Source organism: Parasaccharibacter sp. TMW2.1890 (assembly GCF_023337645.1).
Taxonomy (GTDB): Bacteria; Pseudomonadota; Alphaproteobacteria; order Acetobacterales; family Acetobacteraceae; genus Bombella; species Bombella apis.
This window is the reverse complement of sequence record NZ_NWUV01000001.1, coordinates 893,359-917,974: the sequence shown is the minus strand read 5'-3', so window position 1 is coordinate 917,974 and position 24,616 is coordinate 893,359. Positions and strand designations below refer to the sequence as shown.

Annotated in this window: 22 protein-coding genes, 1 tRNA gene and 1 other RNA gene; 9 read left to right on the top strand and 15 right to left on the bottom strand. The window is 58.7% G+C overall.

Annotation, left to right across the window (positions count from 1 at the left end; all coding sequences use genetic code 11):
- Positions 1 to 3: 3 nt before the first annotated feature.
- From CPA54_RS04075 to zwf, 7 genes are all read right to left on the bottom strand, one after another.
- Positions 4 to 1,944: a penicillin-binding protein 2 gene (locus tag CPA54_RS04075; RefSeq protein WP_086431535.1), complete on the bottom strand. Its 1,941-nt coding sequence runs from the start codon at positions 1,942 to 1,944 to the stop codon at positions 4 to 6.
- Positions 1,945 to 1,999: 55 nt separating this feature from the next.
- Positions 2,000 to 2,764, bottom strand: a complete 765-nt coding sequence (locus CPA54_RS04070) for a hypothetical protein (protein WP_249085560.1) — start codon at positions 2,762 to 2,764, stop codon at positions 2,000 to 2,002.
- Positions 2,761 to 3,705, bottom strand: coding sequence for a 16S rRNA (cytosine(1402)-N(4))-methyltransferase RsmH (gene rsmH / locus CPA54_RS04065; protein WP_043561073.1), 945 nt, complete (start codon positions 3,703 to 3,705; stop codon positions 2,761 to 2,763). Before rsmH ends, CPA54_RS04070 begins: the two co-directional genes overlap by 4 nt.
- A 26-nt stretch (positions 3,706 to 3,731) precedes the next feature.
- Positions 3,732 to 4,208, bottom strand: coding sequence for a division/cell wall cluster transcriptional repressor MraZ (gene mraZ, locus CPA54_RS04060; protein WP_043561075.1), 477 nt, complete (start codon positions 4,206 to 4,208; stop codon positions 3,732 to 3,734).
- 358 nt (positions 4,209 to 4,566) lie between these two features.
- Positions 4,567 to 4,973: RNase P RNA component class A (gene rnpB, locus CPA54_RS04055), an RNA gene on the bottom strand.
- A gap of 60 nt (positions 4,974 to 5,033) precedes the next feature.
- Positions 5,034 to 5,489, bottom strand: coding sequence for a hypothetical protein (locus tag CPA54_RS04050; protein WP_043559850.1), 456 nt, complete (start codon positions 5,487 to 5,489; stop codon positions 5,034 to 5,036).
- Positions 5,490 to 5,613: 124 nt separating this feature from the next.
- Positions 5,614 to 7,086: a glucose-6-phosphate dehydrogenase gene (gene zwf / locus CPA54_RS04045; RefSeq protein ID WP_043561077.1), complete on the bottom strand. Its 1,473-nt coding sequence runs from the start codon at positions 7,084 to 7,086 to the stop codon at positions 5,614 to 5,616.
- A gap of 410 nt (positions 7,087 to 7,496) precedes the next feature.
- Here zwf and CPA54_RS04040 point away from each other — a divergent pair, with 410 nt between their 5' ends.
- Positions 7,497 to 7,763 carry a DUF2312 domain-containing protein gene (locus CPA54_RS04040; protein ID WP_043559853.1) on the top strand — a complete coding sequence of 89 codons (267 nt, stop codon included), beginning with the start codon at positions 7,497 to 7,499 and terminating at the stop codon, positions 7,761 to 7,763.
- 92 nt (positions 7,764 to 7,855) lie between these two features.
- On the opposite strand, the gene CPA54_RS04035 is transcribed toward CPA54_RS04040, so the two are convergent.
- On the bottom strand, positions 7,856 to 8,764 hold the full coding sequence (locus CPA54_RS04035; RefSeq protein ID WP_249085559.1) for a LysR family transcriptional regulator: 909 nt from the start codon (positions 8,762 to 8,764) through the stop codon (positions 7,856 to 7,858).
- A gap of 99 nt (positions 8,765 to 8,863) precedes the next feature.
- On the opposite strand from CPA54_RS04035, the gene budA reads away from it, so the two are divergent.
- The 5 genes from budA (at position 8,864) to CPA54_RS04010 (ending at position 14,330) form a co-directional block, all read left to right on the top strand.
- Positions 8,864 to 9,595, top strand: coding sequence for an acetolactate decarboxylase (budA, locus tag CPA54_RS04030; RefSeq protein WP_043559857.1), 732 nt, complete (start codon positions 8,864 to 8,866; stop codon positions 9,593 to 9,595).
- An 84-nt stretch (positions 9,596 to 9,679) separates the two neighbouring features.
- Positions 9,680 to 11,362 (top strand): acetolactate synthase AlsS, encoded by a 1,683-nt coding sequence (alsS, locus tag CPA54_RS04025; RefSeq protein WP_081563245.1) that lies wholly within the window; start codon positions 9,680 to 9,682, stop codon positions 11,360 to 11,362.
- Positions 11,363 to 11,575: 213 nt separating this feature from the next.
- On the top strand, positions 11,576 to 12,319 hold the full coding sequence (locus CPA54_RS04020) for a (Fe-S)-binding protein (protein WP_043559860.1): 744 nt from the start codon (positions 11,576 to 11,578) through the stop codon (positions 12,317 to 12,319).
- Positions 12,316 to 13,728, top strand: coding sequence for a lactate utilization protein B (locus CPA54_RS04015; protein WP_043559863.1), 1,413 nt, complete (start codon positions 12,316 to 12,318; stop codon positions 13,726 to 13,728). Before CPA54_RS04020 ends, CPA54_RS04015 begins: the two co-directional genes overlap by 4 nt.
- A gap of 11 nt (positions 13,729 to 13,739) precedes the next feature.
- Entirely contained in the window at positions 13,740 to 14,330 is a 591-nt protein-coding gene (locus CPA54_RS04010) for an LUD domain-containing protein (RefSeq protein ID WP_154981654.1), read from the top strand.
- Positions 14,331 to 14,388: 58 nt separating this feature from the next.
- Here CPA54_RS04010 and obgE read toward each other — a convergent pair whose 3' ends face one another.
- The 3 genes from obgE to rplU all read right to left on the bottom strand — a co-directional run bounded on the left by obgE (position 14,389) and on the right by rplU (position 16,136).
- A complete protein-coding gene (gene obgE, locus CPA54_RS04005) occupies positions 14,389 to 15,411 on the bottom strand; it encodes a GTPase ObgE (protein ID WP_249085558.1) in 1,023 nt (340 codons plus the stop codon).
- Positions 15,412 to 15,526: 115 nt separating this feature from the next.
- Positions 15,527 to 15,793, bottom strand: coding sequence for a 50S ribosomal protein L27 (gene rpmA / locus CPA54_RS04000; RefSeq protein ID WP_043559867.1), 267 nt, complete (start codon positions 15,791 to 15,793; stop codon positions 15,527 to 15,529).
- Between the two features lie 28 nt (positions 15,794 to 15,821).
- Positions 15,822 to 16,136, bottom strand: coding sequence for a 50S ribosomal protein L21 (gene rplU / locus CPA54_RS03995; RefSeq protein WP_043559869.1), 315 nt, complete (start codon positions 16,134 to 16,136; stop codon positions 15,822 to 15,824).
- A gap of 298 nt (positions 16,137 to 16,434) precedes the next feature.
- Between rplU and CPA54_RS03990 the strand changes: the two genes are divergently transcribed.
- A tRNA-Ser gene (locus CPA54_RS03990) sits at positions 16,435 to 16,524 on the top strand.
- A gap of 172 nt (positions 16,525 to 16,696) precedes the next feature.
- Positions 16,697 to 18,217, top strand: a complete 1,521-nt coding sequence (gene rmuC / locus CPA54_RS03985; RefSeq protein WP_249085557.1) for a DNA recombination protein RmuC — start codon at positions 16,697 to 16,699, stop codon at positions 18,215 to 18,217.
- Positions 18,218 to 18,228: 11 nt separating this feature from the next.
- Here rmuC and CPA54_RS03980 read toward each other — a convergent pair whose 3' ends face one another.
- The 4 genes from CPA54_RS03980 to CPA54_RS03965 all read right to left on the bottom strand — a co-directional run bounded on the left by CPA54_RS03980 (position 18,229) and on the right by CPA54_RS03965 (position 23,876).
- A complete protein-coding gene (locus CPA54_RS03980; RefSeq protein WP_249085556.1) occupies positions 18,229 to 19,203 on the bottom strand; it encodes a flagellin in 975 nt (324 codons plus the stop codon).
- 459 nt (positions 19,204 to 19,662) lie between these two features.
- A complete protein-coding gene (locus CPA54_RS03975; protein WP_249085555.1) occupies positions 19,663 to 20,511 on the bottom strand; it encodes a fumarylacetoacetate hydrolase family protein in 849 nt (282 codons plus the stop codon).
- Positions 20,508 to 21,617 (bottom strand): glycosyltransferase family 4 protein, encoded by a 1,110-nt coding sequence (locus tag CPA54_RS03970; RefSeq protein ID WP_249085554.1) that lies wholly within the window; start codon positions 21,615 to 21,617, stop codon positions 20,508 to 20,510. Before CPA54_RS03970 ends, CPA54_RS03975 begins: the two co-directional genes overlap by 4 nt.
- A 63-nt stretch (positions 21,618 to 21,680) precedes the next feature.
- On the bottom strand, positions 21,681 to 23,876 hold the full coding sequence (locus CPA54_RS03965; protein WP_081847696.1) for an FUSC family protein: 2,196 nt from the start codon (positions 23,874 to 23,876) through the stop codon (positions 21,681 to 21,683).
- 211 nt (positions 23,877 to 24,087) lie between these two features.
- Between CPA54_RS03965 and CPA54_RS03960 the strand changes: the two genes are divergently transcribed.
- Positions 24,088 to 24,570 carry a MucR family transcriptional regulator gene (locus tag CPA54_RS03960; protein WP_081563239.1) on the top strand — a complete coding sequence of 161 codons (483 nt, stop codon included), beginning with the start codon at positions 24,088 to 24,090 and terminating at the stop codon, positions 24,568 to 24,570.
- Positions 24,571 to 24,616 lie beyond the last annotated feature (46 nt).

Here is a 24,616-nt window from a genome sequence, read left to right as displayed (position 1 = left end):
GGTTCAGTGGCTGTGATGGGCCCCGTGTTTGGTGGCCAGTCGGTTGACGGTGACAGCCCCGGGGTCATTGCCCGGGCCGAGTGGATGGCGGACACCGGGGGGGACGGGCGGAGAGAGAGACAGGGCGAGCTGGTCGTCAACCTGCTGGGCTTTGGTTGGCTCCAGCGGGAAGAGGCCCAGCATGGGGGCGGTGCGTGTCACGATTCTGGAAAATGTCGGAGCAGCAATCCAGCCAGCAGTCGTCCAGCCATGTGTTTCTGCCGTCCCTTGTGGGGCATCCAGCATGACATAAAGGGCATATTTGGGATCATTCATAGGGAACATGCCTGTAAAGGCCGTGATGTTGACATGTTTCAGATACCCCCCGTGGGCGCCGATCTTTTCTGCCGTCCCGGTCTTTCCACCAACGATGTAGCCGGGGCTTTCCGCTTTTTTCCCGATGCCCTTGGTAACGACGAGGCGCAGGATTCGGCGGAGCAGCTCTGAATTCTTGGTGGAGATCAGATGCGGCCCCTTCTGCTCTTCCGCCATGACGACATCATCATTGAGATGCTCACGGGCCAGCAGGGTGGGTGTGACAAGATACCCCCCGTTGCCGGTACAGGCGGTCCCGCGGACAATGGCCAGCGGCGATTCTGCCACGCCATGGCCAAAGCCGACCGTCATGACCGTGGTTTCGCCCCAATTCTTGAGGGACGGGACCAGCGGGCGTCCTGCCTCGGGCAGCTCAACGGGAACACGGTCCAGAAATCCCATGTTTTTCAGCCATTCATGCTGGCGATCCCGCCCGACATCCAGGGCGATATGGGCTGAGGCCGGGTTGGAGGAATAGGCCATGACAGAGGGCAGCGCCAGCCACGGGGCGAAGTGGTCCGTCTTGAGGTCGGAAATCTTGAAGCGGCCGACATGGATGGGAATGGTGGAGAACTGGTCCCAGGGGTGGGCCACGCCAAGCTCCAACGCCATGGCGGCTGTCTGAAGTTTGAAGGTGGACCCTGGTTCATACATGCCGGTAACGGCCCGGTTGAATCGGGCATCGTCTGCCGCATGGGCAAAATCGTTGGCGTCATAATCGGGGAGACTGACCATGGCCAGGATTTCCCCGGTATGGACGTCCATCAGGATGGCGGAAGCCCCTATGGCCCGGAAACGCAGCTTGGCGTCATTCAGCTCGTCCCGCACGGCAGCCTGCACGCGGGCATCGATGGAAAGACGGAGCGGTGCATGGTCTCCCAGAAGGCGCTGGTTGAAGAATTTCTCCACCCCGGCAATGCCATGATTGTCAATGTCAACGCTACCAAGGATCTGCGCTGCCACGTTCCCCAGAGGATAATGGCGCTGCTCGCCATTTTCGAAATAGATGCCGGGGATGCCAAGATTGTTGATGGCCAGCTCGTCTGTCGGGGCGATGTTGCGGGCGAGGTAGACGAACTGTTTTTTCTGTTTCAGGCGGCGGATGGTCTCTGCCATGTTGAGGTTGGGCAGGATCGTATGGAGGCTTCGGGCAACATCTTCAGGCTCGATGATTTCCATGGGATTGGCATAGACCTGCACGACAGGCAGCGACAGTGCCAGAGGCTGCCCATTCCGGTCCACGATGCTGGCCCGTCTGATGTTGGGTAGGACGAAACCATTGCCTGCCATGGCTTTGGGGTCCGGATGGGGGATGTCCGGTATGGTGCTGCCGACCTGGTTGGGCAGAGGGGCCATGGGGGCCAGAATGGTTGCAAACAGTGCCTTTATGGCCACGCCACCATAAAGGAACAGGAAACCCATGCCGAGATAGACCAGCCTGTTGCGGCTTTTTTCCAGCCAGCTCATGGGGTTTCGTCTGCGTTCGTCCCACCGGGCCCACAGACGTCTCAACAGGGACGGCTTTCCGGGTGGCCCGTCCTTATGGTCTGATCCAGGCTGGTTGGTCTTGCGGGACGGTCTGGAGGCCATGGGGCACGGGCTCGGCATAGGAAAGGAAGGAACACAGGCGGAAGCCGCCAAAGGGTCAGTCTGTCAGAGGAACAGGGGGCGGAAGAGGGGCAGGCTCGTCTGCCGGGGCCGAGACTGTGTGGATTCCGCTCATGTGGCCGTGCTTGGCAGACTGGTGGACAGGGTGCCAGGCCACATCCTCCGTGGGTTCGCTGCGGGAATGGTCGGGCACGGCATGGGCCTTCCTGCGGGTCTGGCCCGTCGCACTATCCGTCGGGGCATGGAGACGATGCCGGGGCATGGCGTCTCCATCCGACCCGCTCAGGAGTGCCAGGCTTCGCTCAAGCTGGCGGTCTGCTTCACCCGTGTCATCCTTGTGGATGCGAGGATGGGAGGGTCTGCGTTCTGCGTGGTCGGTACTGGCCACGACATCACGTACTGGCCGGGGCGTTGTGGCAGGCGCCGCCATGGCCTGATGTGCCGGGGCCGTGAGGGATGCCAGCTCTCTCTGGGCCTGTCCCCGCCCCGGGGCCATGGGGATGATGCGATGATCAATGGCGGGAAGACGCTTCCGCAGGTCTGCCAGCTGCACGAACTGCGTGGGGTCGACCTGGCTCATCTCCGGCAGAACCCGCTGCGCCAGGGCGCTGAGCCGGTCCGGCTGGTTCAGCAGAGCCCACTGGGTGCGCAGAATGGCTGTCTGCTGCTGGATGCGGCGGGTATCTTCAATGGTTTTCCTGATATCCTGGTTTAGTACGAGGGTTTCATGCTTCTTCGTGTAGAGGAAGAGGCCGGAACCAGCCGCCATGACGGCACAGAGCAGGGTGACAAAACGGATCATGCGGAAGCTCCATGAGCGGGAAGGCGTCGCAGGGCACGCAGGCGTGCGCTGCGGGAGCGGGGGTTGAGATTCAGTTCCTGATCGGACGGTGTACGGGGCCGTGTATGCAGGAGTTCAAAAGACGGGGCTTCTGTCTGCTGCATGGCAAGAGGGGTATGACGGGATGGACCAGCCATGCGGCCAGCCAGCCGGGCGAGGGCCCGTTTCGTCATGCGGTCCTCCAGCGAATGGAAGGTCACGATGCAGAAGATGCCGCCCGGTGCGAGGAGGCCCGGTGCGGTTTCCAGCGTACGTTCCAGTTCGCCCAGCTCATCATTCACGGCAATGCGGATCGCCTGGAAACTGCGGGTAGCAGGGTCGAAATTGGGACGTTCTTTCGGGACGGCTTTGCGGATGATGTCGGCCAGCTGCCCCGTCGTCTGGATCGGGCCGCTCTGGCGGGCCTCGATGATGGCCCGGGCGACACGGCGGGAGCGGCGTTCTTCTCCATAATGGTAGAGGATGTCGGCGAGAGCCTGCTCTTTCTCACCATTGACGATATCCGCCGCACTCAGGCCATCGGTGCTCATGCGCATGTCCAGCGGGCCATCATGACGGAAGGAAAATCCCCGCTCTTCCTGATCCAGCTGGAAGGAGGACACGCCGAGATCCAGCACGATCCCATTGAAGGGACCATGATGACCGGCCAGCTCTTTCATGGCGCTGAAGGTTCCCTGGTGGAGATGCAGCCGCCCCTCCGAGGCTGCCACGAGAGGCTGCCCGCGTTTTATGGCATCGGGGTCACGGTCAATCGCATGGACAGTGCAGGAGGCCGAGCGGAGCAGGGCCCGGCTGTAGCCACCCCCGCCGAAGGTGCCATCCAGATACACGCCTCCATCCTGCGGGGCCAGTGTGTCCAGCACTTCTGGCAGCATGACAGGGAAGTGTCCCTCCCGCTGCATGTCCTCAGCAATCTGATGGGCGTGGGTCACGGTGCGGTCTTCTCCCTGTTTTCGGAGCGTTTACGCTGGCCGAGTTCCCGTGTGCGGCTGCGAGCCTGCCTGCGGCGTTCTTCGGCAAGGCTGGGATTCCATATCTGGAACACACGCCCCAGCCCCATGAAGCTGACATCATCTTCCAGTCCGGCATGGTCTTTCAGGGAGCGGGGGAGGCTGACACGGCCTTCCCTGTCGCAGTCCAGCGGGTAGGCATCGGCATAGAGGCTGGTCGCCAGGTCATCATGGTCGGCCGAGAAGGGGTCATACTCATCAAGAGCGCCGGAAAAAGCGAAAAAGGCAGAGGCGGACCAGCATTCCAGGCAGTCATGAAGGTGGGATGGCCTGATGATCATCAGGGCCTCTCCGGGGCGGGCCTGTTCCCGCAGGGCATTCCGGAATGGTGAGGGAATGGAAATGCGTCCTTTGGCATCAACACGGCTGGCATGGGTACCGAGAAACATGGTCATGGTCTGCAATGTCCCTCCTTCCCTGCCTGCCATGGTGGACACATGTCCGCACCTTCATAGTGGGATTTCATGGGGTATCATGGGATTTTATGGGACGTCAAAGTTTTATTATAAAAAATGGCACAGGGATGCGGTTTTATTGTGTAGATATGGGCAGGGGTGTCTTTTTGTTAATAAAGTAAATAATTGGTATATTCTTCATTGCCATCATGGAAGCGGGGCAGGTGGGCAGAATGGCTGGAAGAGGATGGCAGTGAAGAGGCTTGGCCCTGTACGTCAGCCTTGTGTGTCGGAGCGTCATGAAGGCTCTGGTTGCAGTATCCAGATGCCGTTTTCTGGGGGGGCTTGCAGTAATGAAGGGGCCAGATGGTCTGTAAGCCGGGTTCTGTCCTGCCTCATACATGGTGAGGCGGGGCGATCATTCCTCTGGGATGTGTTTTGCAACACACCTCACGCAACCAACCCGAATGACAGGGCAGGACCCCTCAGCCACGGATGTGGCCCGTCATTCCTATTCGGTCTTGCTCCCGGTGGGGTTTACCATGACCGCCGCTGTTGCCAGCCGCGCGGTGCGCTCTTACCGCACCGTTTCACCCTTGTCCGCATTTTCCCACCATGACGGGGAGAAAACCGGCGGACGGTACTGTTTCTGTGGCACTGTCCCTGGGGTCACCCCCGCCGGCCGTTAGCCGGCACCGTCTTCCTGTGGAGCCCGGACTTTCCTCCATGTCCCGCAGGGGACACAGCGATCGCCCGACCATCTGGCTGGGGGCGTTATGCCGCTTGCCGTGTGGCGGGTCAAGCGGCGGTGGCAGGGAGGGCCGTTCAGGGGGTGAGGGGATGATACATGTCAGGTGAACCTGCGTCGGTCATGATGCTCTGGCCAGCACGGTCTACCCGGACATGGAAGAGAAGCTCTGCTGATGGCGTGTCGCCGGGGCAGCCATTCCCATGCCGTCCCAGGACGTCGATCGTGGGGGTGTTCACACTGCCATCACCATTGACGACCATGACAAGGCAGCGCCGGGGCAGAGGGGTCAGCCCCTTGCGGGTGATGATGGTCCGCAGATGTTCGACAAGGGCGGTATTATCGAACCAGCTCAGCTTGCTGAAGGTGAACTGGTCATAGAGGTTGTCCAGCACACCAGTCCTGACGAACAGGAACATGAGCAGGAAGGTCGGGACCAGCACGACAAGCCGTCGGATGATGTGCTGCTTCAGGGAGCGGGGTGGCCTCGGGCGGCGGCGGCCGAGACGGGGAGGGGTTGTTGGTTCGGTCATGATGGGTCTGCCCCGTGGTCATGGTGGAGACTGCGATGCCTGAACAGGCAAAACCGCCCTGCCGGCAGGGGCAGGGCGGTCTGTGAAGCCGTATGCGGATAGGCCGGTCCTGATCCGGGGAGGATCAGTCTGCCATGTCCTCGTGCCAGGCATCGCCCGTCGTGGCGATGAAGCGGCGTGCTTCTTCCGGCCCGTAGGACCCGGCGGCGTAATGGGCCATCGGAACCTTGTTGGCGGCCCATGTTTTCAGTGTCGGTTCGACCCATGCCCATGCGGCTTCCACTTCATCACGACGGATGAAGAGGGCCGGATAGCCACGGACGGCATCCAGCATGAGGCGCTCGTAGGAATCCGGAATGAGGGAGCCGTCGGCCGGAGCGAATTTGCCGGACATGGTGCCGTGCTGAAGCTCAAACCCGGCGGCAGAAGGGTTCTTGATGTTCAGGGCCAGCCCGAAACCTTCATCCGGCTGGAGGCGGATGACCAGGCGGTTGGTGGCGGCAGAGGTGCCAAACAGGGCGGAAGCAGACTTCCGGAACGTCACCACGACTTCGCTCACCTTTTTGGTCGAACGCTTGGCTGTGCGGATGTAGAAAGGAACATCTTTCCAGCGTGGTGTATCGACATAGGCCCGCATGACGGCGTAGGTCTCGGTGTGGCTGTCTTCGCCCAGCTCTTCCAGATAGCCCGGAACGGGTTTGCCGTTCATGTCCCCTTTGACGTACTGGGCACGGACCGTCTCGCTGGCCACCTTGTCCTCCGGGATGGGACGCAGGGCCTTCAGAACGTTCACCTTGGCATCACGGACAGTATCTGCCTCAAGGTCAGCCGGGGCTTCCATGGCGCAGAGGCTGAGGACCTGGAGCAGATGGTTCTGGATCATGTCCCGCAGGGCCCCGGATGTGTCGTAATAGGCAGCACGGCCTTCCACGCCCACGGTCTCGGCGGCGGTGATCTGGATGCTCTGGATGTGCTCGGCAGACCAGACGGCGCTGAAGAGCGGGTTGGCAAAGCGCAGGGCGATGATGTCCTGCACGGTTTCCTTGCCCAGATAATGGTCGATGCGGAAAATCTGCCCTTCTTCGAAGAAGCGGCTCACACCGTCATTGATGGCTCTGGCGGAGGCACTGTCTGTACCGATTGGTTTTTCCAGCACGACACGGGAGTGCGGGGTGATGAAACCGAAACGGTGGAGGTTTTCGCTGATGGCCTCGAAGAGCTGCGGGGCTGTGGAATAATAGAAGACACGGATGCGGTCGGCCGGTGACTGGTCCAGAACAGCCTTCAGCTCATCCCAGTTATGGTCGCTCTTCGTGCCGTCCAGCGTGACGTAATGAATTTTCTTGAGGAAACGCTCGATCAGCGCCTCATCCCTGTGCTGGGCGGGGAGGAAGGTTTCCAGAGCCTCACGGGCACGGGTGATGTAGTCCTCGCGGGACAGTGAGGAGCGGGCAGTCCCGATGATGCGGGCTTCTTCTGGAACATGTCCGATGCGGAGCTGGTTGTAGAGAGCTGGAAGCAGTTTGCGCATCGTCAGATCGCCCGTGGCGCCGAAGATGACGTAGTCAAACGGTGCGGTCTGCTGAGAGTGGGCCATGGTGAGGCGTACCTTTTCTGTCTGGAAACTCGGGTGAGGCATCAGTCTGCCTCCGGTCTTGTTTCTGACCTCCTTTTAGAGCCTGTCCGATGTCCCGTTCAAGCCATAACAGGATGGATGGAAGAGCGGCCGGGAGCGGGGGCGTGCTTCAGGTCATGCAGGCAGGGCGGCAGGTGGCAGGATGCTGCGGAAGGACGTGACGGCAGAGGATTGGGCCTTATGTAATGGCATGTTCACATTTGCGTTTTTCCGTCTTTGTGGCTTTTCTGGCAGTGAATATGGGCTGTCTGTCATTCATATGGGCGGGAAGGGGAAGTGCCTTTCCGCTGGATGGTATTGACCACGGCCATGAGGGAGCGATAAGCCGCCCAGAAGAACCGGCATCCGGGCAGATTTGAGGAGTATGGTGTATGGATATGGGAAATGGTGATGAAGGTGCCGTAACAGGCGGCATTGCGGTTGATCGTCTGCGGTCCATTATTGACCGTGTCGAACGTCTGGAAGAAGAGCGCAAGGCACTTGGGTCTGACATCCGCGATGTGTTCACGGAGGCAAAATCGGCCGGGTTTGATGTCAAGGTCATCAAACAGCTGATCAAGCTGCGCAAGCAGGAGCCTGCCGAGGTGGAGGAGCAGGAGACCCTGCTGGACATCTACCGCCGTGCGCTGGGCATGTAAGCAGATCACGTCTCTGACGTATGGAGAAAAGAGAGCCTTTCCCTTCTGGTTCCTGGGGCCAGAGGGGAAAGGCTTTTTTGCGTGTCTGATGGTCAGTCGGGGAGCGTCAGATGGGTTTTGCAGGCCTGCTGGAGGACGGTGATGAAGTGATGGATGAGCGGTGGCTGCTCCCCCGTCCGTATGCCGATGGCCAGCGTGGCATGAGGGGCGGGGCGGGCGATCCTGTGGAAGGTCACGCCGCCTGTATGGAGCTGGTGGAGCGACTGGGGAACGATGGAGACCCCCAGCCCGGCAGCCACAAGTGGGATGGTCCCGGCAATCTGGGGGGCCTGTTGCCCGAGGGATGGGGTAACACCGGCGTCCCGGTAGGCCGCCAGGATGGCATCAAAGAAGCCTGGCCCCAGCTCACGGGGGAAGATGATGAGTGGTTCCGTCGCCAGGCGGCTGAGATGTATTTCCGGCAGGCTGGTGAAGGGGTGGCCTTTGGGCAGGGCGATCAATGTTGGCTCATCCAGCAGGGGGATGACCTTCACGTTGGCCTGATCTGGCACGGGAGGGCGCAGGATCGTGATGTCCATGCGATAGGAGAGCAGGGCTTCGCAGAGGGCGGGAGTATTGCTTTCTTCCAGGGACAGGGTCACGCCCGGTGCAATTGTGCTGAACTGCCGGATGGCAAAGGGGATGCTGGGCAGCAGCGGTACGGCTCCGGCCAGCCCGATGCGGAGGTGGCCTTTCTTGCCCTGGGCCAGCCCGTGGGCATCTTCAATGAACTGGCGGCGCAGGTCGAGGATCAGCCGTGCATGGGGCAGGAGGGTCAGCCCGGCTTCTGTCAGGTTTACCCCACGAGGCTGGCGGCGAAAGAGTGACACGCCCAGAGAGCTCTCCAGGCGACGGATCTGCTGGCTGAGTGGTGGCTGTTCCATGCCCAGTTTTTCAGCCGCTTTGGTGATGTTGCCGGTTTCGGCGATGGTGACGAAATAGCGGAAATGTCGGATATCCATGACCCATATATAAAATGTATGGAGACAATGGGAACTATATATTTGTCTGAATTCATCTCCTGCCCTACAGAAAGGACCATTCACAACACAGGGGGCAATATGACTCGACCTTCAGGTGTAAAACCAAACCGTCTTTTCCAGACATCCACGATGGCAGCTCTGCTGGACGCTGTTTACGATGGTGAAATGACGTTGGGTGAGCTGGTCCAGCATGGTGATTTCGGCCTGGGGACGTTTGATGCCCTGGATGGCGAAATGATTGTGACGGAAGGTGAGGTCCGCCAGTTCCGCTCCGAGGGGATTGCCTCCGGTACGACAGCGGACATGAAAACGCCTTTCGCCTGTGTGACCTATTTCGAGCCGGAAAAGACGGTCACCATCGACCGGCCGATGGGTAAAGAGGAGTTCGAGGAGCTTGTCGACGGGCTGATCGACAATCCCAATCTTTTCGGGGCTGTCCGTTTTACGGGTGAGTTCGAGAAGGTCGATACCCGGACCGTTTTCTGCCAGCACAAGCCCTATCCGGGGATGCTGGAAGTGGTGGCCAAGCAGCCTACCTTCAGCATGGGAGAGATTAGCGGGGTGATGCTGGGTTTCCGTACGCCGCCCTACATGCAGGGGATCAATGTGGCAGGGTATCACCTCCATGTTCTCAGCGATGACCGCAAGCATGGCGGCCATGTGACGAATTATCGTGTGAAATCCGGCAAGCTGGAAGTTGCCCGCATGTCCGATCTGGAGATTTCTCTGCCGAAGACGGAAGAATTTGCCAAGGCAGACCTTCAGCCCGCTGGCCTGCATGAGGCCATCCGCACGGCAGAGGGTGGCTGAGGGGCCGGTCGCTCTCTTCGGTCACATTATGATTACACGGCCCGTCTGGTATTTTCAGGGCGGGCATGATCAGGAAAAAACATCATGACACAGAAAAAATCTCACAAGGCAGCACAGACAGCCGCCGATCTGATCGTCCGCAATCTTGAGGCTCATGGCGTTGATCACATTGTTGGCATCCCGGGTGCCAAGATCGACCGTCTTTTCGAGGCGCTGGAAGACTCTCCCATTCGTACGATCGTTGCCCGGCATGAGCAGAATGCCGTCTTCATGGCCGGAGGTATCGGCCGCATCACGGGGCGGGCTGGTGTGGCCATTGCCACATCAGGCCCGGGTGTGTCCAATCTGGCAACGGGTCTGGCCACGGCAACGTCCGAAGGTGACCCGGTACTGACGATCGGTGGAGCTGTCGGTCGTGCCGACCTGCTGAAGCTGACCCATCAGAGCATGGATACGGTCAGCATGCTGCGCCCGGTGACGAAGTACAGCGCCGAGATCGGTGCTCCAGCGGCCACGTCGGAGGTCATCGGCAATGCGTTCCGTGCGGCTGAGAGCCCCCGTCAGGGTGGCGTGTTCGTCAGCGTACCGATGGATGTCCTGAATTCCGAGATCACGGAAGATTATCCGGTGATGGGCAACCGTAATGCCGTCAAGGCCGGTCCTGCACCGGAAGACGTCATCAAGGAGGCTGCCGCTGCCCTGAAGAAGGCCAAGAAGCCGGTCGTCCTGCTGGGCATGAAGGCCAGCAAGCCGGAGAATGCAGAGGCCATCCGTGCTTTCGTCAAGCAGACGAACCTTCCGGTTGTTGGTACCTATCAGGCTGCTGGCGCTGTTTCCAAGGATCTGGTCTCCCGTTTCGGTGGCCGTGTCGGTCTCTTCCACAACCAGTATGGTGATTACCTGCTGGATGAGGCTGATCTGGTCGTGGCCATCGGTTACAACCCGATCGAATATGATCCGTGCCTGTGGAACAAGAAATCAGCCCGCCCGATCATCAATATCGATGTTGTTCCGGCCCAGCTGGACAATGCTTTCAATCCCGAGATCGAGCTGATCGGCTCCATCGCCCTGAGCGTGCAGCACCTGACCAGGGAGACAGGCGCCCTGACATCCGGCGCTGCGCTGGACAAGATTCTGGAGGTTTATCGTGCCTCCCAGAAATCTGCCTTTGCCAAGGCCAAGAGCACCCAGCAGGGGATGCTCCATCCGCTTGAGATCATCAAGGTGATGGAAGATTTCGTGGCGCAGGACATCACGATCTGTCTGGACATGGGGTCCTTCCACATCTGGCATGCCCGTTTCCTTGAGGTCTTCCGTGCCCGCCAGATGCTGATCAGCAATGGCCAGCAGACGATGGGCGTGGCTCTTCCATGGGCCATGTCTGCCAGCATCGTGAATCCGGCCCAGAAGGTCATTTCCGTCTCCGGTGACGGCAGTTTCATGATGTCCTCCATGGACCTTGAGACCGCCGTTCGCCTGAAGAGCAACCTGATCCACATCATCTGGGTGGACCAGCACTTCAACATGGTCCGTATTCAGGAAGAGAAGAAGTACGGGCGTGATGCTGCCGTGGCCTTCGGCCCGATCGACTTTGCTGCTTTTGCCCGTTCTTTTGGCGCCAAGGGCATCAACGTCAATAGTGTGGACAGCCTGAAGGCTGCCCTGCGTGAAGGAATGGAAACGCAGGGACCGGTGGTCATCGCCGTGCCGGTTGATTATGCCGACAACCCGGCCCTGATGAACCCTCTGCCGGAGCTGAGCAAATAAGATAGCTCGCACTTCTGCTGAAGCAGAAGGGTGGATGAGGAGAGGGGCGTCATGGACGCCCCTTTTTTCTGAGGGTTATTCAATTAATTGATAATAAGTATCATTTTAAAAAATTGTATTTCTTCTATTTAAATGAGATTTTTTGCAGTAGAGATTGTCAGTCACGTTTTGTTTTATTGTTGAGTAGGTGATATTTTTTTATAAGCGCCCATTATGAAGATAGGTTTATTTATTCCCTGTTACATGGATGCCTTCTATCCCCAGACGGGTATTGCCACGCTGGAATTGCTGGAAAAGCTGGGGCAGGAAGTTGAGTATCCCATGGACCAGACCTGTTGTGGTCAGCCCATGGCGAATTCCGGGTGCAACCGTGATGCCAAAGAGACGGAAGCTCTCTTTATCCGCAATTTCTCGAAATATGATGTGATTGTCTCCCCCTCAGGGAGTTGCGTGCATCATATCCGGGACAATTTTGATGCCATTGAGCAGACGGATGAGGTCCGGCATGTGCGCAAGAACACATATGAGCTTGTCGAGTTCATTCATGATGTTCTGAAGGTGCGTGAATTCCCGTGGGCGGAGTTCCCTCACAAGGTCGGGCTGCATAACAGCTGCGCCACATTGCGGTCCCTGCGGACGGCCAGCATGTCCGAGCTGGGCGAGCCTTTTTTCTCCAAACCCAAGACCCTTCTTTCCGCCGTGAAGGGCATTTCCTTTGCTGCACCACGACGCCCGGATGAATGTTGTGGCTTCGGTGGCACCTATTCCGTGACGGAAGAGGCCGTCTCTGCCCGCATGGGGTTGGACAAGGTGACGGATCATCATGATGCCGGTGCGGAGTATATCGTCTCTGCCGACACGTCCTGCATGATGCACCAGCAGGGCTGCGCCGAGCGTAATGGCGTGCCCATCCGCTTCATCCATATTGCTGAAATTCTGAATGGAGCGAGGGCATGAGCAACAGACCGGTCCCTCACGCCAAACTGGCGGCGGAGTTTCTGGAGGATGAGCCGCATCGTCACTTTCATGATGAACGCTTGTGGGACATGCGCCAGAAGCGTGACGAGCAGATGCACATCATGCCGGAATGGCAGGAGCTGCGCGAGCAGGCATCCCGGCTGAAGGAACATACGCTGGCCCATCTGCCCCAGTATCTGGAGCAGTTTGAGGAGAATGCCCGCCGCAATGGCATCCATGTCCACTGGGCCAGGGATGGTGCGGAACATAACCGCATCGTGGAGAAGATTCTCAAGGATCACGGCCACTCATCCATCATCAAGAGCAAGTCGATGATTACCGATGAGTGCGAGATGCGGGAGTATCTGGAGCCAAAGGGCGTCAGCGTGACGGAGACGGACCTTGGCGAACGCATCCAGCAGCTGGACAACCAGCTGCCCAGCCATGTGGTCGTTCCGGCTGTCCAGAAGCTGACAACGGATGTGGCGAAGACCTTCGCCAAATATTACAATACCGACCCGAACATTGATGACCCGCACGCTCTGGCGGAGGCGCAGCGCAATGCGGCCCGTCCGGTCCTGCTGAGTGGCGATACGGGCATGACGGGAGGCAACTTTCTTGTGGCGGAGACGGGCAGCTTTGTCGTCTGCACCAATGAGGGGAATGCGGACCTCAGTGCCAATCTGCCCAACCTGCATATTGCCACGCTGGGGATTGAACGTCTGGTCCCCCGCATGGCGGACCTTGGCGTGTTCATCCGCCTTCTGTCCCGCAGTGCGCTCGGCTCACCGATCACCCAGTACACGACCCATTTCCGCAGGCCGAAGAAGGGCGGGGAGATGCATGTCATCCTCGTGGATAATGGCCGGTCCGAACGGCTGGGGATGGATGATTTCTGGACCTCTCTGAAGTGCATCCGCTGTGGGGCCTGCATGAATACCTGCCCGGTCTATCGCCGGTCTGGTGGGCAGTCTTACGGGTCCGTCTATTCCGGGCCGATCGGGGCGATCATTGACCCGACCTTCAACGCCAGAAAATTCAGCACGCTGCCCTTTGCCTCCACGATGAATGGAAGCTGTACCAATGTCTGTCCGGTCAAGATCGACATCCACGAGCAGCTCTATAAATGGCGGCGTGTTCTGGCAGAACGGCATGAAATTCCGTTCGTCAAACGGGAGATCATGAAGATGGCGGGGCGGCTGCTGGCCCAGCCGGCCATGTACCGTCTGGCCATCAGCGGGACGGAAGTGGCCCTGAAGACCATGCCCCGTTTCGTGCTGTACAATTATCTGAATCCGTGGGGCAAACATCGGGAGCTGCCTCATCCGGTGAAGGAGACATTCCACAGCTGGTACAAGAAAAACCGTCTGAACAGGACCAAGGCACAGCATGAGGAGACACAGGCATGAGTGATGAGACGATGAGTGCCCGTGATGTCATCATGCAGCGTCTGAAGGAAAAGAAGTCTCCGCAGGAAGGGGCCTATCCGTTGCCGCCTGTCGTGACATTGGGGGATCAGGATGCCAGCCCGGAACGGTTCGAGGCCAGTCTGGCCCTGATGGGCGGCAGGATGCTCTCCTTGCAGGATGGGGAAGGGGTCGAGCAGGCCATCAGGCGTGCGTTCCCGGGGATGCGCAATCTCTGCACTGCCGTACCGGAGGTGGAAGGGACGCTGCGGATTGAAGACCTGGAAACGCACGAACAGGCCGACACGGTGGATGTGATGGTCGTGCGGGCTGCTTTTGGTGTGGCGGAAACTGGTGGCGTCTTCCTGAGTGAGGTGGAGCTGAAAGACCATCTGGCCGATGTCCACCTGGCGCAGCATCTGATCGTCCTGCTCTCGAAGGATGAGCTGGTGGGCAACATGCACAATGCCTATCAGCAACGTTCCGAGTTTCGGACGGCAGGGTATGGCGTGCTGATGAGTGGCCCTTCCGCCACGGCGGACATTCAAGGCGTCCTGATCCGTGGGGCGCAGGGTGTGAGGAGCCTGTCTGTCATCTGGGCCTGACGGCTTCCGGGAACAGGATACAGAAAAGGCCGTGCGATACTATGTCGCACGGCCCTTTTTATTGGGGGGACTTAGAGAGACCTTCGTTGCGGGAGGCCGTTACACGGTCCTGAAGATGGCGCAGCAGTTCCGGCAGGCCGTCCCGGCTGACGCCTGAAAGTAGGTGAACTTCTGCACCAGAAGCAGCTTCTAGAGCAGCCTTTCGCTCCTCGATTTCTTCCGGCAGCAGGGCGTCACATTTGTTCAGGACGAGAACCTCCGGCTTGGCTGCCAGCCCCTCATCATAGGCCTTCAGTTCCTTACGGATGAGCTTCCAGTTTTGGACGCAGTTTTCATCCGTCCCATCAACCAGATGGATCAGGACGGCACAGCGTTCCACATGGCCGAGGAAGCGGTCACCCAGACCCGTTCCTTCGCTGGCACCTTCAATGAGGCCGGGAATGTCGGCAATGACGAATTCTTCCACGGCATTGAGGCGCACGACGCCAAGCTGTGGATGCAGGGTCGTGAAGGGATAGTCCGCAATCTTGGGGCGGGCACGGGAGGCCACCGAGAGCAGGGTGGACTTGCCCGCATTGGGCAGGCCGACAAGCCCGACATCGGCAATCAGCTTCAGCCGGAGCCAGACCCAGCGTTCCTCCCCGGGGAAGCCCTTGTCGGCCCGGCGTGGGGCACGGTTGGTGCTGCTCTTGTAATGGGCGTTGCCCAGGCCACCATCGCCACCCTGACAGAGCAGGACGGTCTTGTTTTCCTCATCAAGGTCCGCCAGCAGGGTCTCACGGTCTTCATCGAAGATCTGCGTGCCGATGGGAACATCAATGATGACATCATCCGCTCCCGCCCCGGTCCTGTTGGAGCCAGCCCCGTTACCACCCTTGCGGGCACGGAAGTGCTGCGTATAGCGGAAGTCGATCAGCGTGTTGAGGCTCGGCACGGCACGGAAATAGATGTGGCCACCCCGGCCACCGTCACCGCCATCCGGCCCACCGAATTCGATGTATTTTTCCCGGCGGAAGGCGACAACGCCATCTCCTCCATCACCGGAGCGGACATAGATTTTGGCTTGGTCAAGAAACTTCATGGGAAGGCCGCCACAGCAAGGGGGAGGGGAAAGGGACAGGAAGAAAAAAGGCCGGCACCACTGATGGAGCCGACCCTTCTTCATGCTCTGTGCCCGTCAGGGCAGGCAGAGTGCGTTATTCGGCAGCTTCTGCCAGGGCAACGGAAACGTGTACCTTGCCACCAGCACGACGCTGGAAGCGCACGCGGCCATCAACCAGTGAGAAGAGGGTGTGGTCACGCCCCATGCCAACGTTCTCACCCGGGTGCACCTTGGTGCCACGCTGACGGATGATGATGTTGCCGGCGATGACGCTCTGGCCACCGAACTTCTTCACACCAAGACGGCGGCCCGCACTGTCGCGTCCGTTACGGCTGGAACCACCTGCTTTTTTTTGTGCCATGACTGTGTCTCCTTAGGAACGGGCGAAATTACGCAGCGTTGATTGCGGTAATGCGCAGAACGGTGACCGGCTGACGATGGCCGTTCTTGCGGCGGCTGTTCTGACGGCGGCGCTTCTTGAAGATGATGACGGTCGGCAGACGGTCCTGTGCGACGACCTCGGCGGTCACGCTGGCACCCTCGACCAGAGGGGCACCGATCTTCGTGCCAGCCTCACCACCGACCATCAGAACGTCGGAGAAGGTGACTGTGCTGCCAGCCTCGGCATCCAGCTTCTCAACCTTCAGGATGGCGTCCTTGGCGACGCGGTACTGTTTCCCGCCCGTGCGGATGACTGCAAACATGCAAAACTCTCTTTATGTTACCGAAGCCTCTGGCCGTATTCCTTCCTTTCTGCAAAAGGAGGATGGCCTGCTCGCTTTTTGTCATTGGTTCAGACGGTGCCCCGCCAGCAGCGGAAAACCGTAGGAACAGAGGGGTTCTGTACTGCTTTTCTCCTGCACCGTCAATAAAAAAGCAGGATTTGTGGCGGGCAGGCGGGATGGAAGAGGGCTGCCTCTTGCCAATCCTGTAAAATCCCGCCATAACACCGGCCATCAGCTGGTGATGGTGGGCGCTGCCCCTGTTCCATCCCAGTTCCCCGGAGAGGTGCCAGAGTGGTCGATTGGGGCGGTCTCGAAAACCGTTGAGCGTGCAAGCGTTCCGAGGGTTCGAATCCCTCTCTCTCCGCCATGATGATCGTTCTCTTTGCATGTAAACTTTCGGTGCCGGGTGTTGTTCACCGGCAGGCTGGCCTGTGGCCTGATAGCCCGTTAGTTTGATACCCCGTAAGATATGGACTGCCTCCTTCAGACTGGTTTACGGAGGTCATGGTCCCAAACCGGGGCCTTTGGGAGGGAGCAACATGCAGATATCCGTACTGGTGATCGGTACCGTCGCCATGGCTATCGTGGCGTTTCTGGCGGCCGGGTTGGGGTATCTGCTGGCCATGAGGCGGGCTGGGTTGAAGATATCTGATCTTGCCATGCAGGTCCGGCAGATGGAGGTGGCTTTCCAGCAGGCCAGTGACCGGAATGACAGGGACGGAGCGGAGCTTGCCCAGCTCAGGAGCAGGCTTCATGACACGGAGCTTGCGGAGAATACAGCCCGCACGCAGCTGCGCAATGCCCATGAGACGGTCCAGCGGCTGGATGCGGCCCTGACGGAACGGGGCGCACAGTATGAGGCCCTCCTCCAGAAATATGGCATGCTGGAAAAAGAGCATGTGGAAATCAGGACGACGCTGGAGCGGAAAGAGGAACATTTCCGGGAGCAGATGCAGCAGCTTGGCGAAGCCAGGCAGTCGCTGGGGAAAGAGTTCGAAAATCTGGCCAACAGGATATTCGAGGAAAAAGGTAAAACCTTTGCCGATGCCAGTCAGGTCAGTCTGTCGTCCATGCTGAAGCCGTTCCGGGAGCAGATCGAAGGGTTTCAGAAGCGGGTCAACGAGGTGCATGATGCGTCTCTCCAGGGGAACAGCACCCTCAATGCGGAGATCAGGAAGGTTCTGGAGATCGGCCTGAAGATGAGTCAGGAGGCCACCAACCTGACATCAGCCCTGAAGGGGGATTCCCAGCAGCGTGGTGCCTGGGGGGAGGCGCAGCTTCGCCGGACCCTGGAGATGAGCGGTCTTGTGGAAGAAGCCCATTATGAGGTCCAGAGTTCCTTCCGGGATGCGGAGGGGCGGCAGAAACAGACGGACTATCTGATCCGGCTGCCCGAAGGCAAACACATCATCATCGACAGCAAGGTGTCACTGAATGCCTATGACCGGGCCGTGGCGGCGGAGAGCCAGACGGAGCATGAGGCCGCTCTCAGGGAGCATGTGAAATCCGTCCGCCGGCACATGGATGATCTGGCCTCCAAGGATTACACGAACCTGATTGGAATGCGCAGTCCCGGTTTTGTCCTCATGTTCATGCCGATCGAGCCGGCCTACATCAGTGCCCTGAAGGCGGACCGGGACCTGTTTGACTATGGGTACAGGAAGGGCATCGTGCTGGTGTCCCACACGACACTCATTCCCATCCTGCGGACGGTCGCCAATCTGTGGATGATCGAACGGAGCAACCGGGAAGCCCGTGAGATCAGCGAGAGGGCGGGGGACATCTACAATTCGGTATGCCTTGTGGCCGAAAGGCTGAATAAGCTGGGCGGAAGCCTGAACACGGCAAGCAACCATTACAACAGTGCCGTCAGGGCCTTGGCCGGGCAGCAGGGGCTGTATGGCCGGGTGGACCGTTTCAGGCAGCTTTCAGCCAAGGTCAGCAAGGACCTGCCCCGGCTGGAGGCCCAGCACATGGATTTTGAAACGGAACGTCTCGGTCTGATCGTGGAACCGGTGGAAGACGGCACCGGGCAGCCGGTACCGGCGACCGGTGCCTGAGCACGCCGCCCTTACTGGAAGAGGGACAGGATGTTCTGGGACTGCCCGTTGGCGATGGACAGGGACTTGATGCCAAGGGACTGTTTGGTCTGGAGAGATGTCAGTTTGGCAGACTCGGCAGACATGTCAGCATCCGTCAGCGCACCGGATGCCGCCGTGAGGGAATCGGACGATTTCTGGCCGTAGGCACTCATGGATTCGATGAGCTGCTGGTTGGCGCCAAGGTCGGATGTGACGTTGGTCATCGCCTGGATGGCGTTCTGCGTGATCTGGATCATTCTGGGAAGACGCTGGGCCGTGGCCGCCGCATTAAAACCATCGCTGATGCGGGCACCGTCAGGAGTGGCCGTCAGGAAGTTGTTCACGGTGGGGTCTTCCCCAGGCATTGCGCTGCCAGGTGTCATGCCGAACAGTTCCGTCATGATGTGGCCGATCCCGTAACCGGTCGTGAGGCCGATCATGTAACCGTAGCTGTTCAGTGTCTGCGTGTCTCCCTGGAGGCTGGTGACAAAGGTCAGGCTGTTGGAGGTAATGCCCATTCCGTCCCCCGTGCCGCTCAGCGTGCCGCCGGAAAGAAGATTGACGCCTTTCACCGTGGCGTTTCGGGCGATGGTGTCGATGCTCTTCATGTAACCTGTCAGCTCTTTGTTGAGCTGGCCGAGAGATGATTCATTGCCGATGTTGTTGCCAACGGTTGTCACGGCATTCTGGACATTCTGAAGAACCTTGATGATGCTGTTGGCCGCAGAGTTGGTAGCGCTGAGAACCTGGGAGGCATAGCTTAGCCCGTCATTGACAGCACTTTGTCCTGCAATGTCCCCGCCAATCTGGGAGGCAATGCCGAAAGCGGCTGGATTGTCGGAGGCATTCGCCACTTTCTTGCCAGTGGAAACAGCGTTTTCCGTGTGGGCCAGATCCGTCTGTGTCGTGTTCAGTGTTTCCAGGGCAGCCAAGGAAGACTGGTTGGTGTTGATGGAAAGACTCATGGCCCTTTCTCCCAGTTCATTAAGCGGAACCAACGGACATCTGCTGGCGGATGCAAGGAAACACGAAAATTTTACAAGCTTCTTAAATTTTGAATGAAAAATGGTTCTTCACTTGTTTTATGAAAGTCACATTAGAGCGCCATTAAGATTCATCATGTCGAGAGCTGATTGTTTATAATAGAGAAATATGAGTAATGTTTTAATTATATGAGATGGATTTCGTGGCGACATGTCGTGAAAATGGCATATGTGCATTTCAACTTCATGAGCCAAGGACCGTCAGGATGACATGGGTTTCTTCCGGTCCGGTATTGTGAAACCAGTGCTCCATGTCCACGAGAATAATGGCCATCCAGCTGGTGGCAGGTGAAAATGGCGCGGGCAGGCGGTGGATTCAGAGGACAGTTCTGTAAGTATCTGTTTCTGTCATTCTGTCTTTCATGGGGTTGTTCTGTTTTTTCATCGTGTCCATCGCACGAGTGTCTGCTTCTGTTCCCCCAGCCCTTCAATGCCAAGCCGCATTTCGTCACCTTCCTGCAACCACAGGGGCGGCTTGTGTCCCATCCCGACACCGGGCGGTGTTCCGGTGGCAATGATGTCGCCGGGCAGGAGCGTCATGTACCGGCTGAGATAGGCGATGATCTCACGGACAGAGAAGATCATGGTGGCTGTCGAGCCGTCCTGACGGCGGGTTCCGTTCACGTCCAGCCAGAGGCGCAGGTTCTGCGGATCAGCGATCTCATCAGCCGTGACAAGGAAGGGGCCGACAGGCCCGAAATTGTCGCTGCCCTTGCCCTTGTCCCATTGTGAGGACTGCATCTGGAAACTGCGTTCTGACACATCATTGACGATGCAGTAGCCTGCCACATGCTCCAGAGCCTTCGCTTCCGTCACATGGCGGGCTGTGCTGCCGATGACGATGCCCAGCTCGACCTCCCAGTCCACTTGTGAAGCATGGGGCGGGATGGGGATGTCGTCATGGGCACCGCAGAGGGCGGAAGGAGCTTTCAGAAAGACGATCGGTTCCTGCGGGATGGGGAGACCGGCCTCTTCGGCATGATCGGCATAGTTCAGGCCAATGCAGACGCATTTGGAGACATGGCTGATGGGTACGCCGAACCGGGGAGAGCCTTCCACGGCTGGCAGGGTCGCTGCATCAATGGCTGCCACCTGAGCAAGGGATTGTGGGGAGAGGCGCTCCGGCGTCAGGTCACTCCAGAGTCCCGAAAGGTCACGCAGTGTACCGGAACTGTCGATCAGTCCGGGCTTTTCAGAGCCGGGGCGGCCATAGCGGCAGAGTTTTGTCATGACGGGGTTTTTCCTGAGGGGTGCGGGGTGGTCATCCGCTCCAGTTTCTCAACGATTTTTCCGCATCGTTGCGTGAAGGCTTCCCGGCTGTAATGCTGTTCGATGTAACGTTTTGCAGCTTTGCCGTAGTCGTTCAGCAGGGCCGGGTTCTGAAAAATTTCTGCCAGCGTGTCGCAGAAGGTTTCAGGAATCCTGTCAGGTTGCAGCAGGAATCCTGTCTGACCGGGCTGGACGCTGTTGCGCATTTCCCCGACCGGTGTCGCCATGACAGGCAGGCTCATGTTCATGGCCTCATGGGCAGCCAGACACATGCCCTCATAACGTGAGGGCTGTGCGTAAAGCTGGAGCGTGCGGAGAAAGGCCGGAACATCCGTCTGGAAACCTTTCAGGGAGACGTGGTTTTCCAGCCCGTGCTGCCGGATGAGGGTTTCAAGCTCCGCCCGCTGGGGGCCATCGCCTGCAAAGGACAGGTGCACGAGGTCTGCCCACTGGGGATGACGTGCGCGGAACAGGGCCAGACCTTCGATGAGCAGGGGATAGTTTTTCACTTCATGCAGTCGCCCCGTGCTGCCGATGTGCAGAGGTGTCCCGCCATTCCAGTCCGGGGCCGGGTGGTTTTCGGGGGCGGCCACATAAAGAGGCCAGGACGTGATTTTCTCCGGCGGAATGTTCATTTTTTCCCGAAGGAAACGGGCCACATAAGCGGAATCTGCAACCCATAGCCGGGTAATGCGACGGCCTGCCGTGGTGGTGAAACGGATGCTGGCACTGTTCTTCCAGCTGACAACGGGAATATTGAGGAGTGCTCCGGCCAGCTGGCCCAGCAGTGTGGCCCGGCTTAGGGAGGTCCAGATGATGTCGGGCCGGTTCCGGCGGAGCAGGCGCAGGAGACGGATCAGCGTGAGGAAGAAACTGCGGCGCCGGCTGTCCAGAAGATGGTAGGGGATTCCGGCCTGTTCCAGATGGGGAGCTGCCCCCATGTCTCGAGGCTCGCAGGCGGTGACATCCACCTGATGGCCGAACTGTTCGAGGGTTTTTACGATATCCGGGATGGCAAATTCAGCCCCACCCGTTTCCAGGCTTGTGACAACATAATGGATCTTCATGGAGACGGCAGAACCTCGGACAAGGGCAGGGAGGCAGAAGTCTGGCTGCCCACAGGCAGGAGATCAAGCCCTTTGCGGGTGGCCTGCGTATGAATCCTCATCATGGGGCAGGGGGATGGGGCCTTCACCACGGAAGGGCTTGCTGGCATCCAGAAAATTCTCGTTTGTCCGCAAGGTGTGTTCGATCACCACAAGATGGGCCAGGGCACGGGTTATTTCCAGCCGGATGATGGCCTCATGGTCCTGTGTGTCCAGCTCACGCAGGCGGCGTATGGCGGCCCGGGTCAGGCGGGCTGCCCGGTCATGCCGGCGGGATGAGTGTTCAATGTAATAGAGAACCAGCGTGATGGGGCGGCGGGCGCTTTCCGGCAGATACTCACGGTTGAGCAACCCTCGCAGGCGGATGATGTTCAGCCCGAGTGTCAGGGTAGCCAGCGTACCCTGAATACCGGCCTCCACAAGGGGGGACAGGGTGGTGGCGTGGCTGAGAAGGCGAGAGAAGCGGTCCGTACTGTGGCCAATCCATGCGCTGATCTGCGGTGTGCTGCTCAGGCTGGCAAGATTGCGCAGTTCCCGCAGTGTGGCACGGCGCAGCCGGAATTCTTCGGCCTTGCGGTTGAAAGGCAGGATGCTGCGGAAGATCAGCACGGCCGTTACACCTGCAAGGATGATGGCGAGGTTGGTGTTGTAGAATTTCGTCTCGTCAATGACATGATGATTCTGGATGCCCAGCATCAGGGGCATCAGCAGGTTGAAGGCCGAGGCTGCCGGGGCTGTGGCGGGGTTGGCCCGGGCTAACCCTCCGATCATCATCACGCAGGACAGGATGAGCACCAGAGGTTCATATGTCGTGACCATGGGAATGAAGATGAAGCAGAGCAGCCAGGCCACGCACCAGCCTACCGCAAGCCCTTTGAGGAATTTGATTGTTCCCAGTACGGGGTCTTCCTTTGTGGCGAAAAGGCCGCAGATCAGGGCCGTGATGCTGATGAGTGTGTTGCCATTGGACCATGCCGTGATTTCATAAATGAAGGATGTGACCAGAATGGTCAGCGCCGCACGGAACCCGTTATTGAAGGCAAGTCGCCCGTCCCGGTGCGTATGGCGCTGGAACTGGAAATGGTCACCACGCACACTGTGTGTGCTGGCGTGATATTCCGTGATGGCTTCTTCCAGATCACCGATCAGATCCCCAAGGGATGAGAATAGAATACGTTCATCCAGTGCGGAATCAGTAATGATGGTGGTCTTGTCCCGTAGAGGGGTTAGTGGGCCAGAGGTGGAGATGATCTTTTGCCGGTGTGGGGTTGCATAACGGCGGCAGATGTCCCGGAGGTGCTGGAGCTCGGCGAGAAGTTCCGAGATTTCGGCTTCCTGGGGCAGGCGGCTGGAGAAGTCCTTCAGAAAATGCCGGAACGCCCGTGCCACCGTGTCAAAATCCTGATGGTTGGAGGAGAGCAGCTCCAACCGTGTGGCCATACCGAAACTGCGGGAGAGCAGGGCGGATACGGCGGCCAGGGCGGCACGGGCATGGTCGCCTTCATGACCATGCGCACCCATTTCCAGTTCCGCAAATTCGATCTGGTCGTTGATGGAGAGGATGGTGCCGAACAGCTTGCGGGCTTCTGTCAGGGCGCCGGTGTCCCTCTGGAGAATATGGTGGAGGGTGTCGGCCACCAGTGTTAGGGCCGATTCCAGTTTCTGCCGTATCTTGAGATGGGCTACACGGTCCTGGTTGAAGGCGAAGAGAAGCCCGATGAAGGCCTCACACAGCACGCCGAGGATGATGTAACTGGCACGGGATACGGCAAACATGAAGATGCTGCCCGTATGCGGGACGACATCCATGCAGATGATGGCGCAGGTGTAGCCGGAGAGAACCAGCGCATAGGAGCGGAAGTTGCTGACAAAGGTGGCCAGCCCGCTGCAGAGGCCAATCCACAGGGCAATGATCGGGAAAAACAGCCAGGGAGCCTGCGGATATATGCCGACGAAGATCAGGGCCGCCACACCGCCAGCCAATGTTCCTATGATGCGCCAACGGGCTTTGGAGAGGCTTTCTCCTCGTGTCAGCTGCGCTACGGACCAGACCGTCATGGGGGCCCAGATGGGACTGTCCAGCTCCAGCCAGAGAGCGATCCCCAGAGACAGACAGGCTGCAATGGTAGTCCGCAGGGCGAAGAGAAATCCATCCAGAGACGGGGTGAAGATCCAGTAGAAAAAGGACGGGGTCCTGAAGTTCAGAAAACGGGTGATCATTGCGCATCCAGTGGCTTTCAGGACGGGAGATTACTGCCCTTTACGCATGGATGCGAGGGGTCACACTTATAATTGAACAAAAATATCGGAATGATTTCAGAGGGAATATTTTTTTCATTATCATGGAATATTTCTCTTTTTTGTTTAAAGGAAAAATAGTAAAACTTTTCTGAAAATTCTGCTGAAGACTTGTAGCTGCAAAGGTTATTCAATGACGGACAATACTCAGGCTGAAGGAACTCAGACGGCCCCGAATGAAGAGCGCAGAAAGCTGCTGGAGCTGACGACTGATATTGTCGTCGCAAAGTTGACTGGTTCTGATGTCTCTGCTGACAGCCTGCCGGGACTGATCCGCCAGGTTTATGAGGCACTTGCCGGGCAGGGGGGAGAAAGCGGTGACGTGGCGGAGCAGACCCGGCAGCAGCCGGCCGTGCCCGTGCGCAAGTCCGTCTACCCTGATTATATCGTCTGTCTGGAAGACGGAAAGAAGCTGAAGATGCTGAAGCGGCACCTGAAGAGCACGTATGACATGACGCCGGACCAGTATCGGGAGAAGTGGGGTCTGCCTGCGGATTACCCGATGGTGGCGCCAGCCTATGCTGCACGGCGGTCCGAGCTGGCCAGAACGATTGGGCTCGGGCGTAATATTGGTGTCTCAGCCGAGAATAAACGGGATAATGGCAGTAAAAACTGAAACCGTTTATTAACATCAATCTGAAAAAAGCCGGGCGTAAACCCGG

Coding starts and splice junctions, on each gene's coding strand:
- CPA54_RS04075 (WP_086431535.1), bottom strand. CDS start 1,944: ATGGCCTCCAGACCGTCCCGCAAGACCAACCAGCCTGGATCAGACCAT.
- CPA54_RS04070 (WP_249085560.1), bottom strand. CDS start 2,764: ATGATCCGTTTTGTCACCCTGCTCTGTGCCGTCATGGCGGCTGGTTCC.
- rsmH (WP_043561073.1), bottom strand. CDS start 3,705: ATGCAGCGGGAGGGACACTTCCCTGTCATGCTGCCAGAAGTGCTGGAC.
- mraZ (WP_043561075.1), bottom strand. CDS start 4,208: ATGACCATGTTTCTCGGTACCCATGCCAGCCGTGTTGATGCCAAAGGA.
- CPA54_RS04050 (WP_043559850.1), bottom strand. CDS start 5,489: ATGACCGAACCAACAACCCCTCCCCGTCTCGGCCGCCGCCGCCCGAGG.
- zwf (WP_043561077.1), bottom strand. CDS start 7,086: ATGGCCCACTCTCAGCAGACCGCACCGTTTGACTACGTCATCTTCGGC.
- CPA54_RS04040 (WP_043559853.1), top strand. CDS start 7,497: ATGGATATGGGAAATGGTGATGAAGGTGCCGTAACAGGCGGCATTGCG.
- CPA54_RS04035 (WP_249085559.1), bottom strand. CDS start 8,764: ATGGATATCCGACATTTCCGCTATTTCGTCACCATCGCCGAAACCGGC.
- budA (WP_043559857.1), top strand. CDS start 8,864: ATGACTCGACCTTCAGGTGTAAAACCAAACCGTCTTTTCCAGACATCC.
- alsS (WP_081563245.1), top strand. CDS start 9,680: ATGACACAGAAAAAATCTCACAAGGCAGCACAGACAGCCGCCGATCTG.
- CPA54_RS04020 (WP_043559860.1), top strand. CDS start 11,576: ATGAAGATAGGTTTATTTATTCCCTGTTACATGGATGCCTTCTATCCC.
- CPA54_RS04015 (WP_043559863.1), top strand. CDS start 12,316: ATGAGCAACAGACCGGTCCCTCACGCCAAACTGGCGGCGGAGTTTCTG.
- CPA54_RS04010 (WP_154981654.1), top strand. CDS start 13,740: ATGAGTGCCCGTGATGTCATCATGCAGCGTCTGAAGGAAAAGAAGTCT.
- obgE (WP_249085558.1), bottom strand. CDS start 15,411: ATGAAGTTTCTTGACCAAGCCAAAATCTATGTCCGCTCCGGTGATGGA.
- rpmA (WP_043559867.1), bottom strand. CDS start 15,793: ATGGCACAAAAAAAAGCAGGTGGTTCCAGCCGTAACGGACGCGACAGT.
- rplU (WP_043559869.1), bottom strand. CDS start 16,136: ATGTTTGCAGTCATCCGCACGGGCGGGAAACAGTACCGCGTCGCCAAG.
- rmuC (WP_249085557.1), top strand. CDS start 16,697: ATGCAGATATCCGTACTGGTGATCGGTACCGTCGCCATGGCTATCGTG.
- CPA54_RS03980 (WP_249085556.1), bottom strand. CDS start 19,203: ATGAGTCTTTCCATCAACACCAACCAGTCTTCCTTGGCTGCCCTGGAA.
- CPA54_RS03975 (WP_249085555.1), bottom strand. CDS start 20,511: ATGACAAAACTCTGCCGCTATGGCCGCCCCGGCTCTGAAAAGCCCGGA.
- CPA54_RS03970 (WP_249085554.1), bottom strand. CDS start 21,617: ATGAAGATCCATTATGTTGTCACAAGCCTGGAAACGGGTGGGGCTGAA.
- CPA54_RS03965 (WP_081847696.1), bottom strand. CDS start 23,876: ATGATCACCCGTTTTCTGAACTTCAGGACCCCGTCCTTTTTCTACTGG.
- CPA54_RS03960 (WP_081563239.1), top strand. CDS start 24,088: ATGACGGACAATACTCAGGCTGAAGGAACTCAGACGGCCCCGAATGAA.